General features: G+C 37.0%; 13 protein-coding genes. 6 read left to right on the forward strand and 7 right to left on the reverse strand.

The genetic code is table 11. The features are described from left to right. The first annotated feature begins 11 nt into the window (after positions 1-11). Together H6W53_RS06335 and H6W53_RS06340 are read left to right on the forward strand one after the other, a co-directional pair. Positions 12-1,424 (forward strand): RagB/SusD family nutrient uptake outer membrane protein, encoded by a 1,413-nt coding sequence (locus H6W53_RS06335; RefSeq protein WP_185205269.1) that lies wholly within the window; start codon positions 12-14, stop codon positions 1,422-1,424. A gap of 544 nt (positions 1,425-1,968) precedes the next feature. After that, positions 1,969-3,132, forward strand: a complete 1,164-nt coding sequence (locus H6W53_RS06340; RefSeq protein ID WP_185205270.1) for a cytochrome-c peroxidase — start codon at positions 1,969-1,971, stop codon at positions 3,130-3,132. Between the two features lie 103 nt (positions 3,133-3,235). On the opposite strand, the gene H6W53_RS06345 is transcribed toward H6W53_RS06340, so the two are convergent. The 4 genes from H6W53_RS06345 to H6W53_RS06360 form a co-directional block, all read right to left on the reverse strand. Beyond that, on the reverse strand, positions 3,236-4,651 hold the full coding sequence (locus H6W53_RS06345) for an alkaline phosphatase (RefSeq protein ID WP_185205271.1): 1,416 nt from the start codon (positions 4,649-4,651) through the stop codon (positions 3,236-3,238). Between the two features lie 141 nt (positions 4,652-4,792). After that, positions 4,793-5,704, reverse strand: coding sequence for an NAD(P)/FAD-dependent oxidoreductase (locus tag H6W53_RS06350; RefSeq protein WP_185205272.1), 912 nt, complete (start codon positions 5,702-5,704; stop codon positions 4,793-4,795). Positions 5,705-5,706: 2 nt separating this feature from the next. Beyond that, complete coding sequence (locus H6W53_RS06355; protein ID WP_185205273.1) at positions 5,707-6,909, reverse strand: GTP-binding protein; 1,203 nt, start codon at positions 6,907-6,909, stop codon at positions 5,707-5,709. A gap of 17 nt (positions 6,910-6,926) precedes the next feature. Continuing rightward, positions 6,927-7,265, reverse strand: a complete 339-nt coding sequence (locus H6W53_RS06360) for a MerC domain-containing protein (protein ID WP_185205274.1) — start codon at positions 7,263-7,265, stop codon at positions 6,927-6,929. A gap of 71 nt (positions 7,266-7,336) precedes the next feature. On the opposite strand from H6W53_RS06360, the gene H6W53_RS06365 reads away from it, so the two are divergent. Beyond that, entirely contained in the window at positions 7,337-7,738 is a 402-nt protein-coding gene (locus H6W53_RS06365; protein ID WP_185205275.1) for a Fur family transcriptional regulator, read from the forward strand. A 14-nt stretch (positions 7,739-7,752) separates the two neighbouring features. Here H6W53_RS06365 and H6W53_RS06370 read toward each other — a convergent pair whose 3' ends face one another. Next, a complete protein-coding gene (locus H6W53_RS06370) occupies positions 7,753-8,223 on the reverse strand; it encodes an Lrp/AsnC family transcriptional regulator (protein WP_185205276.1) in 471 nt (156 codons plus the stop codon). Between the two features lie 143 nt (positions 8,224-8,366). On the opposite strand from H6W53_RS06370, the gene H6W53_RS06375 reads away from it, so the two are divergent. The 3 genes from H6W53_RS06375 to H6W53_RS06385 all read left to right on the forward strand — a co-directional run bounded on the left by H6W53_RS06375 (position 8,367) and on the right by H6W53_RS06385 (position 11,288). After that, the gene (locus H6W53_RS06375; RefSeq protein WP_185205277.1) at positions 8,367-9,749 is read left to right on the forward strand and encodes an MFS transporter; all 1,383 of its coding nucleotides are present in this window, start codon (positions 8,367-8,369) and stop codon (positions 9,747-9,749) included. A gap of 126 nt (positions 9,750-9,875) precedes the next feature. Beyond that, positions 9,876-10,622 (forward strand): metallophosphoesterase, encoded by a 747-nt coding sequence (locus H6W53_RS06380; RefSeq protein WP_185205278.1) that lies wholly within the window; start codon positions 9,876-9,878, stop codon positions 10,620-10,622. A gap of 54 nt (positions 10,623-10,676) precedes the next feature. Next, entirely contained in the window at positions 10,677-11,288 is a 612-nt protein-coding gene (locus H6W53_RS06385; protein ID WP_185205279.1) for a hypothetical protein, read from the forward strand. 48 nt (positions 11,289-11,336) lie between these two features. Here the strand turns inward: H6W53_RS06385 and H6W53_RS06390 are convergent, their stop codons facing one another. Together H6W53_RS06390 and metQ are read right to left on the reverse strand one after the other, a co-directional pair. Continuing rightward, positions 11,337-13,598, reverse strand: coding sequence for a glycoside hydrolase family 3 C-terminal domain-containing protein (locus tag H6W53_RS06390; protein WP_185205280.1), 2,262 nt, complete (start codon positions 13,596-13,598; stop codon positions 11,337-11,339). Between the two features lie 265 nt (positions 13,599-13,863). Beyond that, a complete protein-coding gene (gene metQ / locus H6W53_RS06395; RefSeq protein WP_185205281.1) occupies positions 13,864-14,676 on the reverse strand; it encodes a methionine ABC transporter substrate-binding lipoprotein MetQ in 813 nt (270 codons plus the stop codon). Positions 14,677-14,893: the final 217 nt, after the last annotated feature.

Genomic DNA, 14,893 nt, shown 5'->3' on the forward strand with positions numbered 1-14,893 from the left:
TTATCAGCATTATGAAAAAAACAATTTTTACCATTATATTTTTAATCAGTTTATCGTCATGCAGAGATTTTCTCTATAATGAACCGGTTGAGAGTGTTTCTATCAATGAACAGCTTGGAACAAAAAACGGAATGCTCGAATCTTTAAACGGAGCCTATTATCAGCTAAGATCCACCTATTTTCTGGAACCGGCTATTACTTACGGAGATCTGTTGTCCGGTAATTTCAAATTTTCTCCGGCTACATCCGGGAATATTTCAATAGATTCCCAAGTTTCCAATATATATCAGTTTGATGATCAGAAGACAGAAAGTGATTTAGCCTATTTCTACAGCAATATGTATCAGCTTATTAATAATGTGAATCTTATTCTGCAGTATGCAGACAATTTAACAGATGCAACCCCTTCTGAAATAAGCGAAATAAAAGCGGAAGCATTGGGACTGAGAGCTTTTGCGCATTTTCAGTTGTATAAATATTACGCTCATAATTACAGCTACACAGCAGATGCATCTCACCTCGGAATTGTTTATAACTTAAAACCGCTGAAAGTGGGAGTAGACTATCCGTCCAGAAAAACCGCAGCAGAAACATTTGTTCTGTTGGAAAATGACGTTGAGCAGGCTCTATCACTTTTTCAGTCCGAAAAAGCAATTCCGGCAGGATTAAAGAAAAACTTTCTCACCGCAAATGCGGTTAAACTGTTAGCTTCAGAAATTGCTCTTTGGAAAGGAGACTGGCAAAAGGCCATTAATTACAGTAATGATTTGATTACAAATTCTTCATACACTCTTACTCCAGGCAACGAAATGGCGGATAATTGGGCTGTCTCGGAATCTATCTTTGAACTTGCCAATGACAGTAATAATGATTTTCCTGCTTCACAGCTCTATAACTTTATAAGCTCCGGAAGCAAATCCAGTTATGTAGCTTCTCATGATGTTTACAACCTATTTTCTTCTTCAGATAAAAGAAAAACTCTTTTTGAAACCAAAAATCTTGCAACAAAGATTTCGGGAGTATCGGTATCTCTTCCTTACCACTTTACAAGAAAATATAAAATAAAAACCGGTAGTTTAATCTATCGTCTCACGCTGGCTTATTTTATTCGGGCAGAAGCAGCATTTCATGCAGGAAATAATACACAGGCACTTAATGATATCAATACCATAAGAAACAGGGCAGGACTCACAAGTCTTACCAATATCTCTCTCGATGCCATTCTCGAAGAAAAAAGAAAAGAATTTATTTTTGAGAATCAGTATTTCTTTGATCTGATGAGAAATCATAAAAATATTGTGAGAAATGATGGCTGTATATCCTTAAACTGTAATCCTGCCTATCCCAATAATAAATTTGTAGCTCCTATTCCTCAGGCAACAATAAGTGTTAATTCTGCCATGCAGCAGAATCCGGGATATTAAATAACCGTTTTTTTTAGAGCCTTTCTCATATTCTGTTAGACGTTGAAACGGTTGTCCGAAATTTTTTATATCAGGAAAAAACAGATGAACTTTACAGCGACTGTAAGAATCATGATTAAAACTTTTTTAAACTAATTTCAGAATTAACCGCAAAAGGGACAAAAGATAATTTTAAAGCGAATTTCCAGAATAATCAAAGCGCTCAAAAGAATAAAAATCAAAGATTTTTAAAAACTATTGCGAGCTTTTTCATTTATAATGATCAGCTTTAAATAAAAAAATAGTAGATCTTTTGTGATTTTTGAGGTTAAATAAAAGTTTAAGCTAAGCAGACTTTTAATAAAAATAAACAGAAGAAATATTTTAATTCATCAATTTTCAATGTTACTTTAAACGTTATTTATTCAGGAAAGAACTGCTTTTAAAATTAAAATTAAAAATCTAAAAAGATTTATATCATTAAAATTACCTACGCAAAATTAAACTGAAGGTGGAAACATCACCGTTTATAATCATTAATTTTGCTTAAAATTATCAGGAAAAAATGAAGAATGCATTGAGTTGGACATTAATTGTATGTGTAAGTATTTTCTTACTTAATAATTGTAAAACCACAATACATAAAGATATTTCTCAGGATCAGTCATTTATCAGCAAAATCAGAAAGCTGTATTCCTCCGGAGATCCTTCTTCGTGGCCGAAGCCCGAACTTAATGAACTGGCTGTTCCTCATTTTTCAGAAATCGGGCACCTTCCTGAAGTTAAGTTTCCTGAAAATAATCCCTATTCTAAAGAAAAAGTCCTCCTCGGAAAAACACTTTTTTATGACCCCAGACTTTCCGGTTCCAACCAGATTGCCTGTGCTTCCTGTCATGATCCGGAACTTGGATGGACGGATAACAAAACACAGTCTTTTGGCCATGACCGACAGTTGGGAACCAGAAACGCTATGACCATTATGAACATCGCATTTGCGAAATCATTATTCTGGGACGGAAGAGCTGAAAGCATAGAACAGCAGTCTCAGATGCCCATACAGGATCAGAAAGAAATGAATGAACATATTGATATTGCAACAGACAAGATCGCAAAAATTAAAGGATATGAATCGCTTTTTGAAAGAGCATTCGGTACCAAAACCGTTACAAAAGAAAAGATTGCAATGGCAATAGCTACTTTTGAGAGAACATTAATAAGCCCTCAGACAAAATTTGATAAATTTATTGATGGTCAGTCAGACGCCTTTACAGATGACGAGGTTGCCGGAATGCATCTTTTCAGAACAAAAGGACAATGCATGAACTGCCATAATTCAGGATATTTTTCCAATAATCAGTTTGAGAATGACGGAACCGGTCTTCTGGGATCCAGACAGGAAGACCTGGGAAGATATAAAGTAACCGGTGATCCTTCGGATGCGGGGAAATTCAGAGTGCCTACCTTGCGGGAGATCACCAGAACAGGTCCCTGGATGCATAACGGAGCTTTTGGTACTTTAAGAGATGTATTGACATTTTACAATGGAGGAAATCCGGAGCCGCCTAAAAAAAGAGCAACTGTACACAATGGAGTACAGTTGGTTTCGAAAAAATCGGTGATGCTGAAACCTTTACATTTAACCGAGAAAGAAATAAGTCAGATAGAAGCATTTCTAACTACCCTGAGTACAAGAACCCAAAGATTGGTTCCTCCCGGCTTACCCAAATAATTTAAACTGAATTTATAAATGTGAGTTTTTATAAATGATTTCCGGCAAGCTTTTTATCGTACAAAAATGTAAGTAAGTTTTTAATATTCAATATTTCAACCGCCTAAAATTTATTCTCCACTTCGGCAGCTTTCAGCATCAGATAATGCAGATCTGTATTCTTTACAAAAGGTTTTAGCAATTCGCTTCCGGGTCCGTACATTGCCAGTTCCACATAATCCCCACTGTGATCCATGCTGATCCATCCCACGCTGTTGTGTTTTTTCTGAATCTCGGAATATGCTTTATAAGGCAGTTTTTTATAATTGTACAATCCTTCCTCGTCTTTTTCCAGACCTTTGTAAAAATTAAGCAGATGATTCGCTTCTTCATCGGACACTGAAAAACGGTTGTTTGTAAATATCCAGTCTTTCACCTGCTGCAGATTAAAATCGGGACGAATAGCATTCAGCAGATATTCATTTGTAAACTGATAATTGGCAATGCTGTCGAAATTTTTTGTGGCATCTGCTCCGTAAATGGTTCCCGGATTGGCATTTCCGTGGTCTGTCGTTATGATAACCAGGGTGTTTCCGTCTTTTTCCGCAAAATCCATGACTGTTTTTATGGCATCATCAAACGCGATCTGATCATGAATAAGTGCAGCCACATCATTGGCATGAGCCGACCAGTCTACCTTTCCGCCTTCTATCTGTAAAACAAAACCCTCCTTATGATCTTTCAGATGATCGATGGCCGTTTTAGCCATTTCAGCAAGAGTCGGAGTAGTTTTTTGCAGCTCTGGCATATTTTTTCGGTCGATGGAATAGGGAAGAGCACCAGTGGTAAAAACACCCAGAATAGGTTTGTTCTTATCCGTATTTTGAAGATCCGATCGGGTTTTCAGGATTTGGTATCCTTTATTTTTATAGGAAGAATAGACATCTTTTTTATCTTTTCTTTTTTCAGCATTGAAAAACTCATCACCACCTCCCATCATTACATCAAAACCCAGTTCTGCATACATCTCGGCGATTTCAGGCTCCGCGCTTCTTTTGGCAGAATTGATGCAAAATCCGGCGGGAGTGGCATGGGTAATGGTTACAGTGGTTACGCATCCCGCTTTTTTACCTTTCTTTTTAAATTTTTGCCAGATCGGAAGATATTGTTCTCCGTTCACGCCTACATTCAGAGAACCATTGTTTACACGGAATCCGCCCCCGAAAGAAGAACTTGCTGCAGCAGAATCGGTAACGATAGAACTTGCAGAAGCAGTATCCATCAAAGCTCTCGAAACTCTGTTTTCCAGATAAAGATTCATCCAGTTGCTTTCTCGTCCCAAAATATTTTTGGAATAGAGATTTGCCATGGAAAGTGTTCCGTTGCTCATTCCGTCGCTGATCATGAAGATAATATTCTTTGCTTTTTTTCCTTTGAAGCTGAGTTTTTCTTCAGAATTTTTTCCGAATAAATCGAATGGATTCAATGAGAATGCCCCTGTTAAGAGAGCAGAACCGCTCAGGAATTTCCGTCTGTTCATTGCTGGTATTTTGAGGTTAATTTAAAGCTTATTTTTCTGATTTATATGAATTTAACATTAACCTGTTTGATAAAAAGGAATCGTTAAATTTTTGTTTAAATGAAGTTCAGATAATTTTATAGTAGATGTTTCTTTTCGTTTTTAAAAATTTTCCTGTACAAGCTGAAGATTCAGCATACTTCCCGAAGCACTTCCTGTATAAACGGAATGAGCTATCGAGCGCATGGGCGAAGAATTGTCTCCACACGCAAAAACACCGTCAACACTTGTTTTCTGAAAAGAATCGGTTTTAATATGTCCTGTCTCCGTATATTCGCAGTTTAGTTGTGCAGCAATATCCGAGTTCTGTTCAAAAGCCGGAGGTGCATAGAGTACATTCATCGGAAGAGAAGTTCCGTCCGCAAAAATAATTTCAGAAAGATTCCCTTCCCGATGAACGATTTCCATTACTTTTTCTTCCACAATGGAAATATTGTTTTTCTTTAAATCAGACATTTGCTCTTCCGGGAACTCAGCCTTTCCGTTCGTCAGTAACATCAGATCCTGCGAAAGATTTTTTACCAGTCCTGCAAGGTGAAATCCTTTTTCACCGTTTGCCAAAATTGCCGTTTTCTGGTTCCTGAATTCGTAGCCGTGACAGTAAGGGCAATGAATTACAGAGATACCCCAACATTCTTTAAATCCTTTTATATCCGGAAAAAGATCCCGAATTCCTGTAGCAAGAATGATTTTTTTGGATGAAAATATTTCCGTTTCTGTTTTTATTTCAAACCCAAAATCTGTTTTTTTCGCTTCAGTTGCTTTTTGCTGAAGGAAGGTTACTGTTTCGTATTTCAGAACCTGTTCAAGGGCTGTTTTGGAAATTTCAGCAGGCTTTTTTCCGTCCTGTGTAATAAAATTATGCGAAAAAGGTGTCTGTGCATTGCAGGGATTTCCGCTGTCCAGAATCAGAACTTTTCTTAAAGACCTTCCTAAAGCCATTGCTGCAGATAATCCGGAGTAACTTCCGCCAATAATGATGGCATCGAAAGGCTGGTTTGATGAGTTTTTCATAATTAAATATTTTTAGGAAAAGGATCTTCAAATGATATATTCTGATCAAACATATACTTCTCATTGTCTTTCAGAAGACATCTTTCCAGATCCTTTATCATCTGTTCTCTGTTTAAATCCTGACCAATGAAGACCATTTCGTTCATCCGGTCTCCCCAGTCTTTGTCCCATTTATTTTCGATAAAATCTCTGTTTTCGGAGAAAGACTGATACATTTCCCGCTGACTCATCGGCATACTGCACCACCATACTCCTGCCTTCTCCATTCGGAAAGAGCCTCCTGCCTGAGAAAAATTAAGCGCATCATCCGGTCTGGAAGCCAGCCAGAAGAGCCCTTTTGCACGCATAACACCTTCCGGATACTTTTGACCAAGATAATTCCAGAAGCGTTCCGGATGAAATGGTTTTTTGCTTCTGAAAACAAAAGAGCCCAATCCATATTCTTCCGTTTCCGGTGTATGATGTTCATTTTGAAGTTCTTTCTGCCATCCTGCAGAATTTTGAGCGGTTTCGAAATCAAAAAGTCCTGTATTGAGAATTTCCTGAGGATTAATTTTCCCGAATTCGGAGGTAATGAATTTTGCATCCGGATTTAGTTTTTTAATGGCAGCTTTCAGAAAGTTCACTGTTTCTTCCGTTACGAGATCTGTTTTGTTCAGAACAATGATGTTGGCAAATTCTACCTGATCTGTAAGAAGGTTTACAATGGTTCTGTTATCACCTTCAATATCGGTAAGATCCCTATCAGTCAATAATTCGCTGGAACCGAAATCTTTGAAGAAATGAAGACAGTCTACAACCGTTACCATTGTATCAATATAGCTGAATCGGGAAAGATCGATACCGCTTTCTTCGTCCACATAAGAGAAAGTCTGGGCAATCGGAACAGGTTCCGCAATTCCGGTTCCTTCAATCAGCAGATAATCGAAACGGTTTTCTTTTGCGAGACGTTCTACTTCAATAAGAAGGTCGTCACGAAGAGTGCAGCAAATGCATCCGTTGCTCATTTCCACAAGTTTTTCTTCGGTTCTGGATATTGTGTTTTCGTTTTTTATCAACTGTGCGTCAATGTTTACTTCGCTCATGTCATTTACAATCACTGCAACCTTCAGGTTTTCTTTATTGTGAAGAACGTGATTAAGAAGTGTGGTTTTTCCGGCACCCAAAAAGCCGCTTAAAACCGTTACAGGAATTCTTTTTTGCATGATATCTGAATGATTTTTTAATGTTTATGATTTTTGAAATTGATGAGGTGTGCAGTAATAAGTCCGGTTGCACCTGCATAAATCAGTTCGGAATGAATATGGAAAATAAAATCCAGACTGATTGAAATTGCGATGAGTGCAACAGAAGCCCAGAAAAGCAATTTCAGAGCGGTTGAGCGGATATTTCTGGTTGTTTTTGAAACCACGATAATTCCGGCGAGCAGAAATGCCAAATCAATATAGGGATTATGGGAAATACCCAGCGGAACAACCATCAGCAAAGGGAAAATAATGCAGTGGATCAGGCAGAGAACCGCCGCAGAAATACCGATAATATCTAAGATTTTTGTTTTCATTATTCTTATTGTAACTTTGTTGCAAAAGTAGGAATTAAAATTTATTAACGCAACTCTGTTGCATTAATTATATGAAACAGACAAGAAGTACACAGGCAAAAACCGAGATTCTGAAGCTGATAACAGAATCTGATCATGCGTTGTCACATGCAGATATTCAATTGAAACTGGGCGATTTGTGCAATCGCGTCACGATTTACAGAGTGTTGGAAAGACTGGAAGAAGAGGGCAGTGTCCACAGAATTGTAAATGTAGATGGTGTGGTAAATTTTGCGAAATGCAGAGGCTGTTCCGAGATACATCATCACAATCATCTGCATTTTAACTGCGAGAAATGCAAATCGGTTACCTGCATAGAGAATGTCGTTCCTGAAATTCGGCTTCCGGAGAATTTTATCATCAATCAGTATAACTTTCTGGTAAGCGGAATTTGTGAGGATTGCAGCAAAAAAGAGATGGAGAAAGGATTGTAGTTTTTTAATTTCAATTACAAAATCTGGGAACTTTCCTTAATACTGTTCATCACAAAAATACTTTTTGTCTGTCCGATTCCTTCAATTTCAGAAAGCTTGTTCACGAAAAATTCATGAAATTCATCCATATTCGGAGAGAGAATTTTCAGCATAAAATCGAAATCTCCGCTGATGTTGTAGAACTCAACCACTTCTTTCAGTTTTCCTACTTCCTCAATGAATTTTCCTGCGGTTTTTTTGTTATGAACATTCAGCGCGATCATGCAGATTACCATCATTCCCTTGTTCACTTTTTTACGGTCAACAACAGTAGTATATTCTTTAATGATTCCCAGTTTTTCCATTCGTTTGATTCTTTCGTGAGTGGGAGTGGGACTCAGGTTAATTCGTGCTGCAATATCTCGGACGCTTAATTTCGCATCCTTCTGTAAAATTCTGAGAATGGAAAGGTCTTTTTCGTCGGGTATATAATTTTCTGTTGCCATCTGTTCTGTTTTTGAAGAATTAATTTCAAATATAAGACTATTTGTTCTTTTTTAAATTGAATTACATTAAATATGTTCTTAATTTTAGTTTGAATTTTTATATACGTTCTATTAATTTTAATTTTGCAGCATAATTGAACTATATGGAGAGAAAGAATTTGATATTGATTTTAGCATCGGTAGGAACATTTGTGGAGGCTTTGGATATTGCCATTATCAATCTCACAATTCCTTCTATTCAAAAGCAATTCGATATTGGTGCAGAAACTGTACAATGGCTTCAGACTTTATATGTATTATTTTTTGGAGGCTTTCTGATTATCGGGGGAAAACTCTCCGATCAGATCGGAAGAAAGAAAATTTTTCTTTTGGGATTATTCCTTTTTATGCTGACTTCTCTGGGAGCAGGTTTGTCTGAAAGTTTCGGAACTTTAGCTATTTTTCGTGCTTTGCAGGGATTGGGAGCGGCTTTAATTATGCCTTCGGCAATGTCGATTGTAACGAATACTTTTAAGGAAGATCAGGAGAGAAACCGTGCGATTGGGATTTTCAGTTCTTTTGCAGCGATTGGTTCCGGAAGCGGACTTTCTTTGGGTGGAATCATCAGTACATATCTGAGTTGGCATTGGGTTTTCTTAATCAATGTTCCGATTCTTTTCATCACGTTGATTTTCGCGTATCAGTATCTTCCTAAAGACGAGAAAGGGATGTCCCAAAAAACAGATCTTCTGTCGGGAATTCTACTGGTTTTAGGATTGTTGAGCTTGACATACGGAACGCATGAACTGGTTCACATCAAAGAACAGACTTTATTGGTTGCAGGTTCGTTAATTTTGGCGGTTATTTTACTGGCTTCTTTCGTTTTCCGTTTAAAATCGGTTTCCCAACCTTTGATTGATTTAAAATTGTTGAAACATTCATCACTGGTAGTTTCTAATCTGGCTTTTGTGGCTTTAGGAGCATTTTTCATCGGATTTTTGTTTTTAATATCGTTGATGTTACAGAAAGATATGAATTACAGTGCGGCTTCGGCGGGACTGATGTTGGTTCCTTTCAGTGTTATGTCTGCTTTGGTGGCAAAATTTATTCTTCCTCATGTTGCCAAAAGATTAAATTCTTCGCAGATGGGAATTTTGGGCTGGATTTTCATGTTAAGCGGAGCTTTGGCGTTGTTGGTTTCCATTTATTTCGGGCATCCTTTGTCAATGGTTTTATTAGGTGCAGCATGCATTTCAGGAATAGGGATGACGTTTTGTTTTACCGCTTTGTCTGTCTTGGGAATTCAGGATGTAAATCCTTCCTCTTACGGAGTGGCTTCGAGTCTGAGTTCGACAAGCTATTTTTTAGGCGCAGGAATCGGGTTGTCTTTTATGACGTTGATGAGCCAGATTTTTCCTTCAGAATTGGCGGTGGGAAATTTGAGCCTGATTATTCTGATCGGCTATGCTGTTTTTGCATTAATAATGTTGTGTTTTTTCATCTTTAAAAATATAAAAATCGCAGAATCTGAAATCGCTGTTTCGTAAACTGACCTACTTTAAACTAAATTATATAGCGGAATGTTTATACTTTTTAAGTAACGGAAAATTAGTTTAGACATTCTTATTGAGAGAGCCACAAGAAATTGTCGGTTCTTTTTTTATTTTAGCACCATGAAAATACAAATCATCAGCGATCTGCATCAGGAATTTGGAATGTCGGAATTATCTTTTGATCATGCAGATGTCGTTGTTTTGGCGGGAGATGTTAATTTGGGAACGAAAGGAATTGAATGGATTAAAACAAAAATTCCCGATAAACCTGTGATTTATGTGTTGGGAAATCATGAATATTACAAAGGTTCTTATCCTAAAACGTTAAATAAAATAAAAGCTGCCGCAGAAAATTCCAATGTTTTTGTGCTGGAAGATGCTTTTGCAGACATCGGCGGGATTCGTTTTCATGGTGCAACGTTTTGGACGGATTTTTCTATTTTCGGAGATCCGAGATACTACGGATTCGTCTGTCAGCAAGGAATGAACGATTATAAGAAAATTAAAAGAGATCCTTCCTATTCCAAGATGAGGTCGATAGATATTTATAAAATTCATCAGTTTTCGAGATTGTGGTTAAAAGAAAGTCTTGAAAATTCAAAGGGCATGAAGAATATTGTGGTTACTCATCATGCCCCGAGTTTACAGTCGAGTCCGGAACATTTTAAAAATGATCCATTAACTTCCGCATACGTTTCCAATCTGGAGGATTTTATTTTGGAATATCAGCCTTTGTATTGGATTCACGGGCATATTCACACGCCGAAAAGATACAAAATAGGGGAGACGGAGATTATTTGTAATCCGCATGGTTATATTTCGGAAAAGTATAATGGATTTGAGAAGGAGCTGATTGTGGAGGTTTAAGTTAGTTCAACAAAAAATTATATCTTTGATACTATCAAATGATACTATCATATTTTGGAATCCTCATATAATTTTACAGATAAGACTTTTCATTATATAGATCAGGTTTATGAAATAATTTTTAAGTATCATTATGATTACGAAAAATCCTGGTCAGATTTATCTGCTCTTTTAAAAATTGTTGAAAGCGAAGAGTTTGATAAAGACTTTTCATATTATCAGTTAATAGCGACACTGGAATATTTTATTTGTAAATCTACCGTAAAAAATACGCCGTATGAAAGGTTACTTTCTAAAAATGAAAAGGTAGAAAAGTATTTTAAAACATCGTTTAAGCTTGATCAAAACAATCCACCTTTACAATATTTATATGGATTATATTTATATGAAATAGGTGATTTTAAAAATGCTGAATATGAATTCTCAAAAATCAACATTCGCTATTTTGAGGAGATAGAAGGTGATGACAGAATATTAAAAATTGAAGAATTAATTATCTGTTGTAAGATATTTTTAAGCGAGATTTACGAGTATAGCATTCTTGGTTTTATCCATGAAATAAAAAATTCTGAAGATGGATTTTATCCCGCTGATCTAATTGAAACTTTAAAGTTCAACGAAAAATATTTTACAAAAAAAATTCGCTTAGAACTTGATGGAATATAAAAGAGCCCTTACAAAAGGACTCTCCGTTTTAGAAATATATAAGTAAGATTACTTTAACGTAAACTTCACCTTCGTTTTTATGGCATCGGAAGAATTACCGATCTGTGCTTCAAAATCTCCCGGTTCTGCAACCCAGTCGTGTTTTTGGGGATCGAAGAAACTTAACGCAGATTTATCAATGGTAAACGTTACTTCTTTTTCTTCTCCCGGATTCAGATACACTTTTTCAAAACCTTTTAATTCTTTAGCCGGTCTTTCAACAGACGATTTAAGGTCGGAAATATACAGTTGGGCAACTTCTGCTCCAGCTCTTTTCCCTGTATTTTTTACAGAAACCGTAAACGTGATTTTATCATCCTGAGACATCGTTATTTTATCAGCTTTGGCTTTTCCAAACTCAAAAGTGGTGTAGCTTAAACCATGTCCGAAACTAAATAACGGTTTGATTTTTTTCGTATCATGCCATCTGTAGCCAACAAAAATTCCTTCGTTGTAGCTAATATTGATCGGATTTTTCTGATCTTTTCCTTTATCTGCTGCCAATTCCGCTTTATTTCCGGGATATTCTCCCAATTGATGCGCCGAATTGTCTTCCAGTTTCACAGGGAAAGTGAAAGGCAGTTTTCCTGAAGGGTTTGCATCACCCGCTAAAACCGAAGCAATCGAATTTCCTGCCTCAGAACCCAAATACCAAGCCTGAACTACAGTCGGAACTTCTTTAATCCACGGCATTGCCACCGCATTTCCGGAAACCAGAACAACCGCAAGGTTTTTATTCGCTTTTGCCAGTGCAGCAATTACATTGTCCTGATTGTAAGGTAATCCGTAACTTTTTCTGTCGTTCCCTTCACTGTCCTGAAAATCTGCTTTGTTTAATCCTCCAACGAAAATAACATAATCAGATTTTTTTGCCAGTTCTACAGCTTCGTTTAATAATTCGGATTCAGAACGATTGTCTTTTAAATCCTGTCCGGATTTTACCCCATTGTATTCTCCGCCGATGTCTCCCACATAACCTCTTGCATATTGTACGTCTGACTGTTTCCCGAATCTGGCTTTAATTCCGTCTAAAGGAAGCGTTTCGTATTTCACTTTTAATGAAGAAGAACCACCGCCAACCGTCATGATTTTGATAGCATTTTCGCCGATTACAGCAATTTTTTTAGCTTTATTCAGATCAATCGGAAGGATATTTCCCTGATTTTTCAACAATACAATTCCTTCTTCCCCGATTTCTTTTGCAATCGCTTTATGCTCTTCAGAAGCGATATTTCCGAAAGGTTTGTTTCTGTTCATTGTTGTTTTATACGCAAGATTTAAAAGCCTTGAAACCTTATCGTCCAGTTCTTTCGTTCCTACTTTTCCGGATTTAATTAAATCTAAATAAGGCTTTGCCAGATAATAATTGTCGTAAGCATTTTTTGTACCTGCTGAAAGTCCGTTTGTCCAGCTTCCGAACTCAAGATCCAGTCCGTTATGGATAGCCTGTTCGGTATTGTTAACAGCACCCCAGTCGGAAACCACGACCCCTTTATATTTCCATTCTCCTTTTAAAATATCGTTCAGAAGATATTGGTTCTGGCTAGAATACTGACCTTTATACATATCATAAGCTCCCATGATCGTCCATGAATCACCTTCCGTAACGGCTGCTTTAAAAGCCGGAAGATAAATTTCATACAACGTTCTGTCGTCCACTTTTACATTGCTGGTATGACGGAACATTTCCTGATTGTTCAGGGCGAAATGTTTCACAGAAGTTGCCACACCGTTGGATTGTACTCCTTTGATGTAAGGAACTACCATTTTTGAAGTCAGATAAGGATCTTCACCCATGTATTCGAAGTTTCTTCCGTTGAGTGGAGTTCTGTAAATATTAACTCCCGGTCCCAGAAGAATATCTTTTTTTCGGTAACGGGCTTCTTCACCCAGTGCTTTACCGTAATTCCATGACATTTTTTTGTTCCATGTCGCGGAAAGTGCCGTTAAAGCAGGGTAGGCGATAATAGAGTCGTTTGTCCAGCCTGCCTGATTCCATTCATCCCACATCACTTCAGGGCGAACTCCGTGAGGTCCGTCCGTCGTCCAGAATTCAGGAATTCCCAATCTCGGAACACCCGGTGAACTGAATTTTGACTGGGCATGAAGCATCGCCACTTTTTCTTCCAGAGTCATTCTGGAAAGGGCATCTTTTACCCGTAATTCCACAGGTTTGGATTCGTCTAAATAAACAGGAAGCGGTGTATTTTGAGCCATATAAGAAGCAGAAATAAATGTGAATAAACTTACAATGGCGGTTTTCTTAAACATAAAAAGCCTTTTTTGATTGGAAACAAAAATAGCAAAAAATTTTATTATCTCAAATTGAGAAAATAAATTTTAAATAAATAATTTTTAATAACCCGTGATTTGAAAATAAAAAAGACATCATTTCAAAAAACTGAAACAATGTCTGAATATATAATAATAGACTTTTTTAAAATGTCAATAGTGAATTGTCAATGGTGGATTGTTAGTGATGAACTTTAAAGCATAACGGAAAAATTCACTATTCACCATTCACAATTCCCTCAAATCAGTTCCAGCCTTTCACAGCACCGCCTTTGAAAATTTCCTCTGCCTTCTTCACCACTTCATCAGATTCATAAGCTTTTACGAAATTTTTTACCTTTTCGGAGGTTTTGTTATCTTCTCTGGAAACAATTACATTTACATAAGGAGAATCTTTGTCTTCTTTGAAAATTCCCTGTTTATCAGCATCCAATCCCGCCTGCGCAGCAAAATTATTGTTGATAATGGCAATTACCACTTCTTTATCATCCAACACTCTCGGCAGTTGCGGCGCTTCAATTTCAAGGATTTTTAACTGTTTAGGATTGGCAACAATATCCGTTACTTTCGGTAAAAGTCCGATGCCGTCTTTCAGTTTCAGCAAACCGTTTTTCTGTAAAAGAAGTAAGGAACGTCCGCCATTGGTAGGATCATTCGGAATTACAACTGTGCTTCCGTTCTGAAGTTCATCTATGCTTTTAATTTTCTTTGAATACGCAACGATAGGGTAGACAAAAGTATTCCCAACAACCGCTAATTTATATCCTCTCTGTTTGGACTGTTCGGTTAAATAAGGAACGTGCTGAAAAGCATTGGCGTCAATATCACCGTTATTCAGAGCCTCATTGGGAACCACATAATCGTTGAAGGAAACCAGCTCTACTTCAAGGTTGTATTTTTCTTTGGCTACTTTTTTCGCCACTTCGGCAATTTCCTGTTCAGGTCCTGAAGTGATTCCTACTTTTATAAAGTTAGGATCCTCTTTTTTGGATGAATTACAGCCGGTAAATGCTAACAAACCCGCTGCTAAAAAACTTAAAATCTTTATTTTTTTCATTGTAAATTATTTTCTTTTTTAAAAAGGGCGAAAAGCAAAAAGGTTAGATTTTTAAAATTCTTTAATAAATAAAATATGGCTTTTACTCCTTTTTGCTGATCTTCCGCCCGATTGATGGCTGAAATTTTCAAACCACCACACTATTTCACATTCACACTTATCACATTATTTTCAAAATACACACACTCACTCTCACTCACACTCTCTCACACTCAAA

This window comes from Chryseobacterium sp. C3 (assembly GCF_014218905.1).
GTDB lineage: Bacteria > Bacteroidota > Bacteroidia > Flavobacteriales > Weeksellaceae > Chryseobacterium > Chryseobacterium mucoviscidosis.

Coding starts and splice junctions, on each gene's coding strand:
- H6W53_RS06335 (WP_185205269.1), top strand. CDS start 12: ATGAAAAAAACAATTTTTACCATTATATTTTTAATCAGTTTATCGTCA.
- H6W53_RS06340 (WP_185205270.1), top strand. CDS start 1,969: ATGAAGAATGCATTGAGTTGGACATTAATTGTATGTGTAAGTATTTTC.
- H6W53_RS06345 (WP_185205271.1), bottom strand. CDS start 4,651: ATGAACAGACGGAAATTCCTGAGCGGTTCTGCTCTCTTAACAGGGGCA.
- H6W53_RS06350 (WP_185205272.1), bottom strand. CDS start 5,704: ATGAAAAACTCATCAAACCAGCCTTTCGATGCCATCATTATTGGCGGA.
- H6W53_RS06355 (WP_185205273.1), bottom strand. CDS start 6,909: ATGCAAAAAAGAATTCCTGTAACGGTTTTAAGCGGCTTTTTGGGTGCC.
- H6W53_RS06360 (WP_185205274.1), bottom strand. CDS start 7,265: ATGAAAACAAAAATCTTAGATATTATCGGTATTTCTGCGGCGGTTCTC.
- H6W53_RS06365 (WP_185205275.1), top strand. CDS start 7,337: ATGAAACAGACAAGAAGTACACAGGCAAAAACCGAGATTCTGAAGCTG.
- H6W53_RS06370 (WP_185205276.1), bottom strand. CDS start 8,223: ATGGCAACAGAAAATTATATACCCGACGAAAAAGACCTTTCCATTCTC.
- H6W53_RS06375 (WP_185205277.1), top strand. CDS start 8,367: ATGGAGAGAAAGAATTTGATATTGATTTTAGCATCGGTAGGAACATTT.
- H6W53_RS06380 (WP_185205278.1), top strand. CDS start 9,876: ATGAAAATACAAATCATCAGCGATCTGCATCAGGAATTTGGAATGTCG.
- H6W53_RS06390 (WP_185205280.1), bottom strand. CDS start 13,598: ATGTTTAAGAAAACCGCCATTGTAAGTTTATTCACATTTATTTCTGCT.
- metQ (WP_185205281.1), bottom strand. CDS start 14,676: ATGAAAAAAATAAAGATTTTAAGTTTTTTAGCAGCGGGTTTGTTAGCA.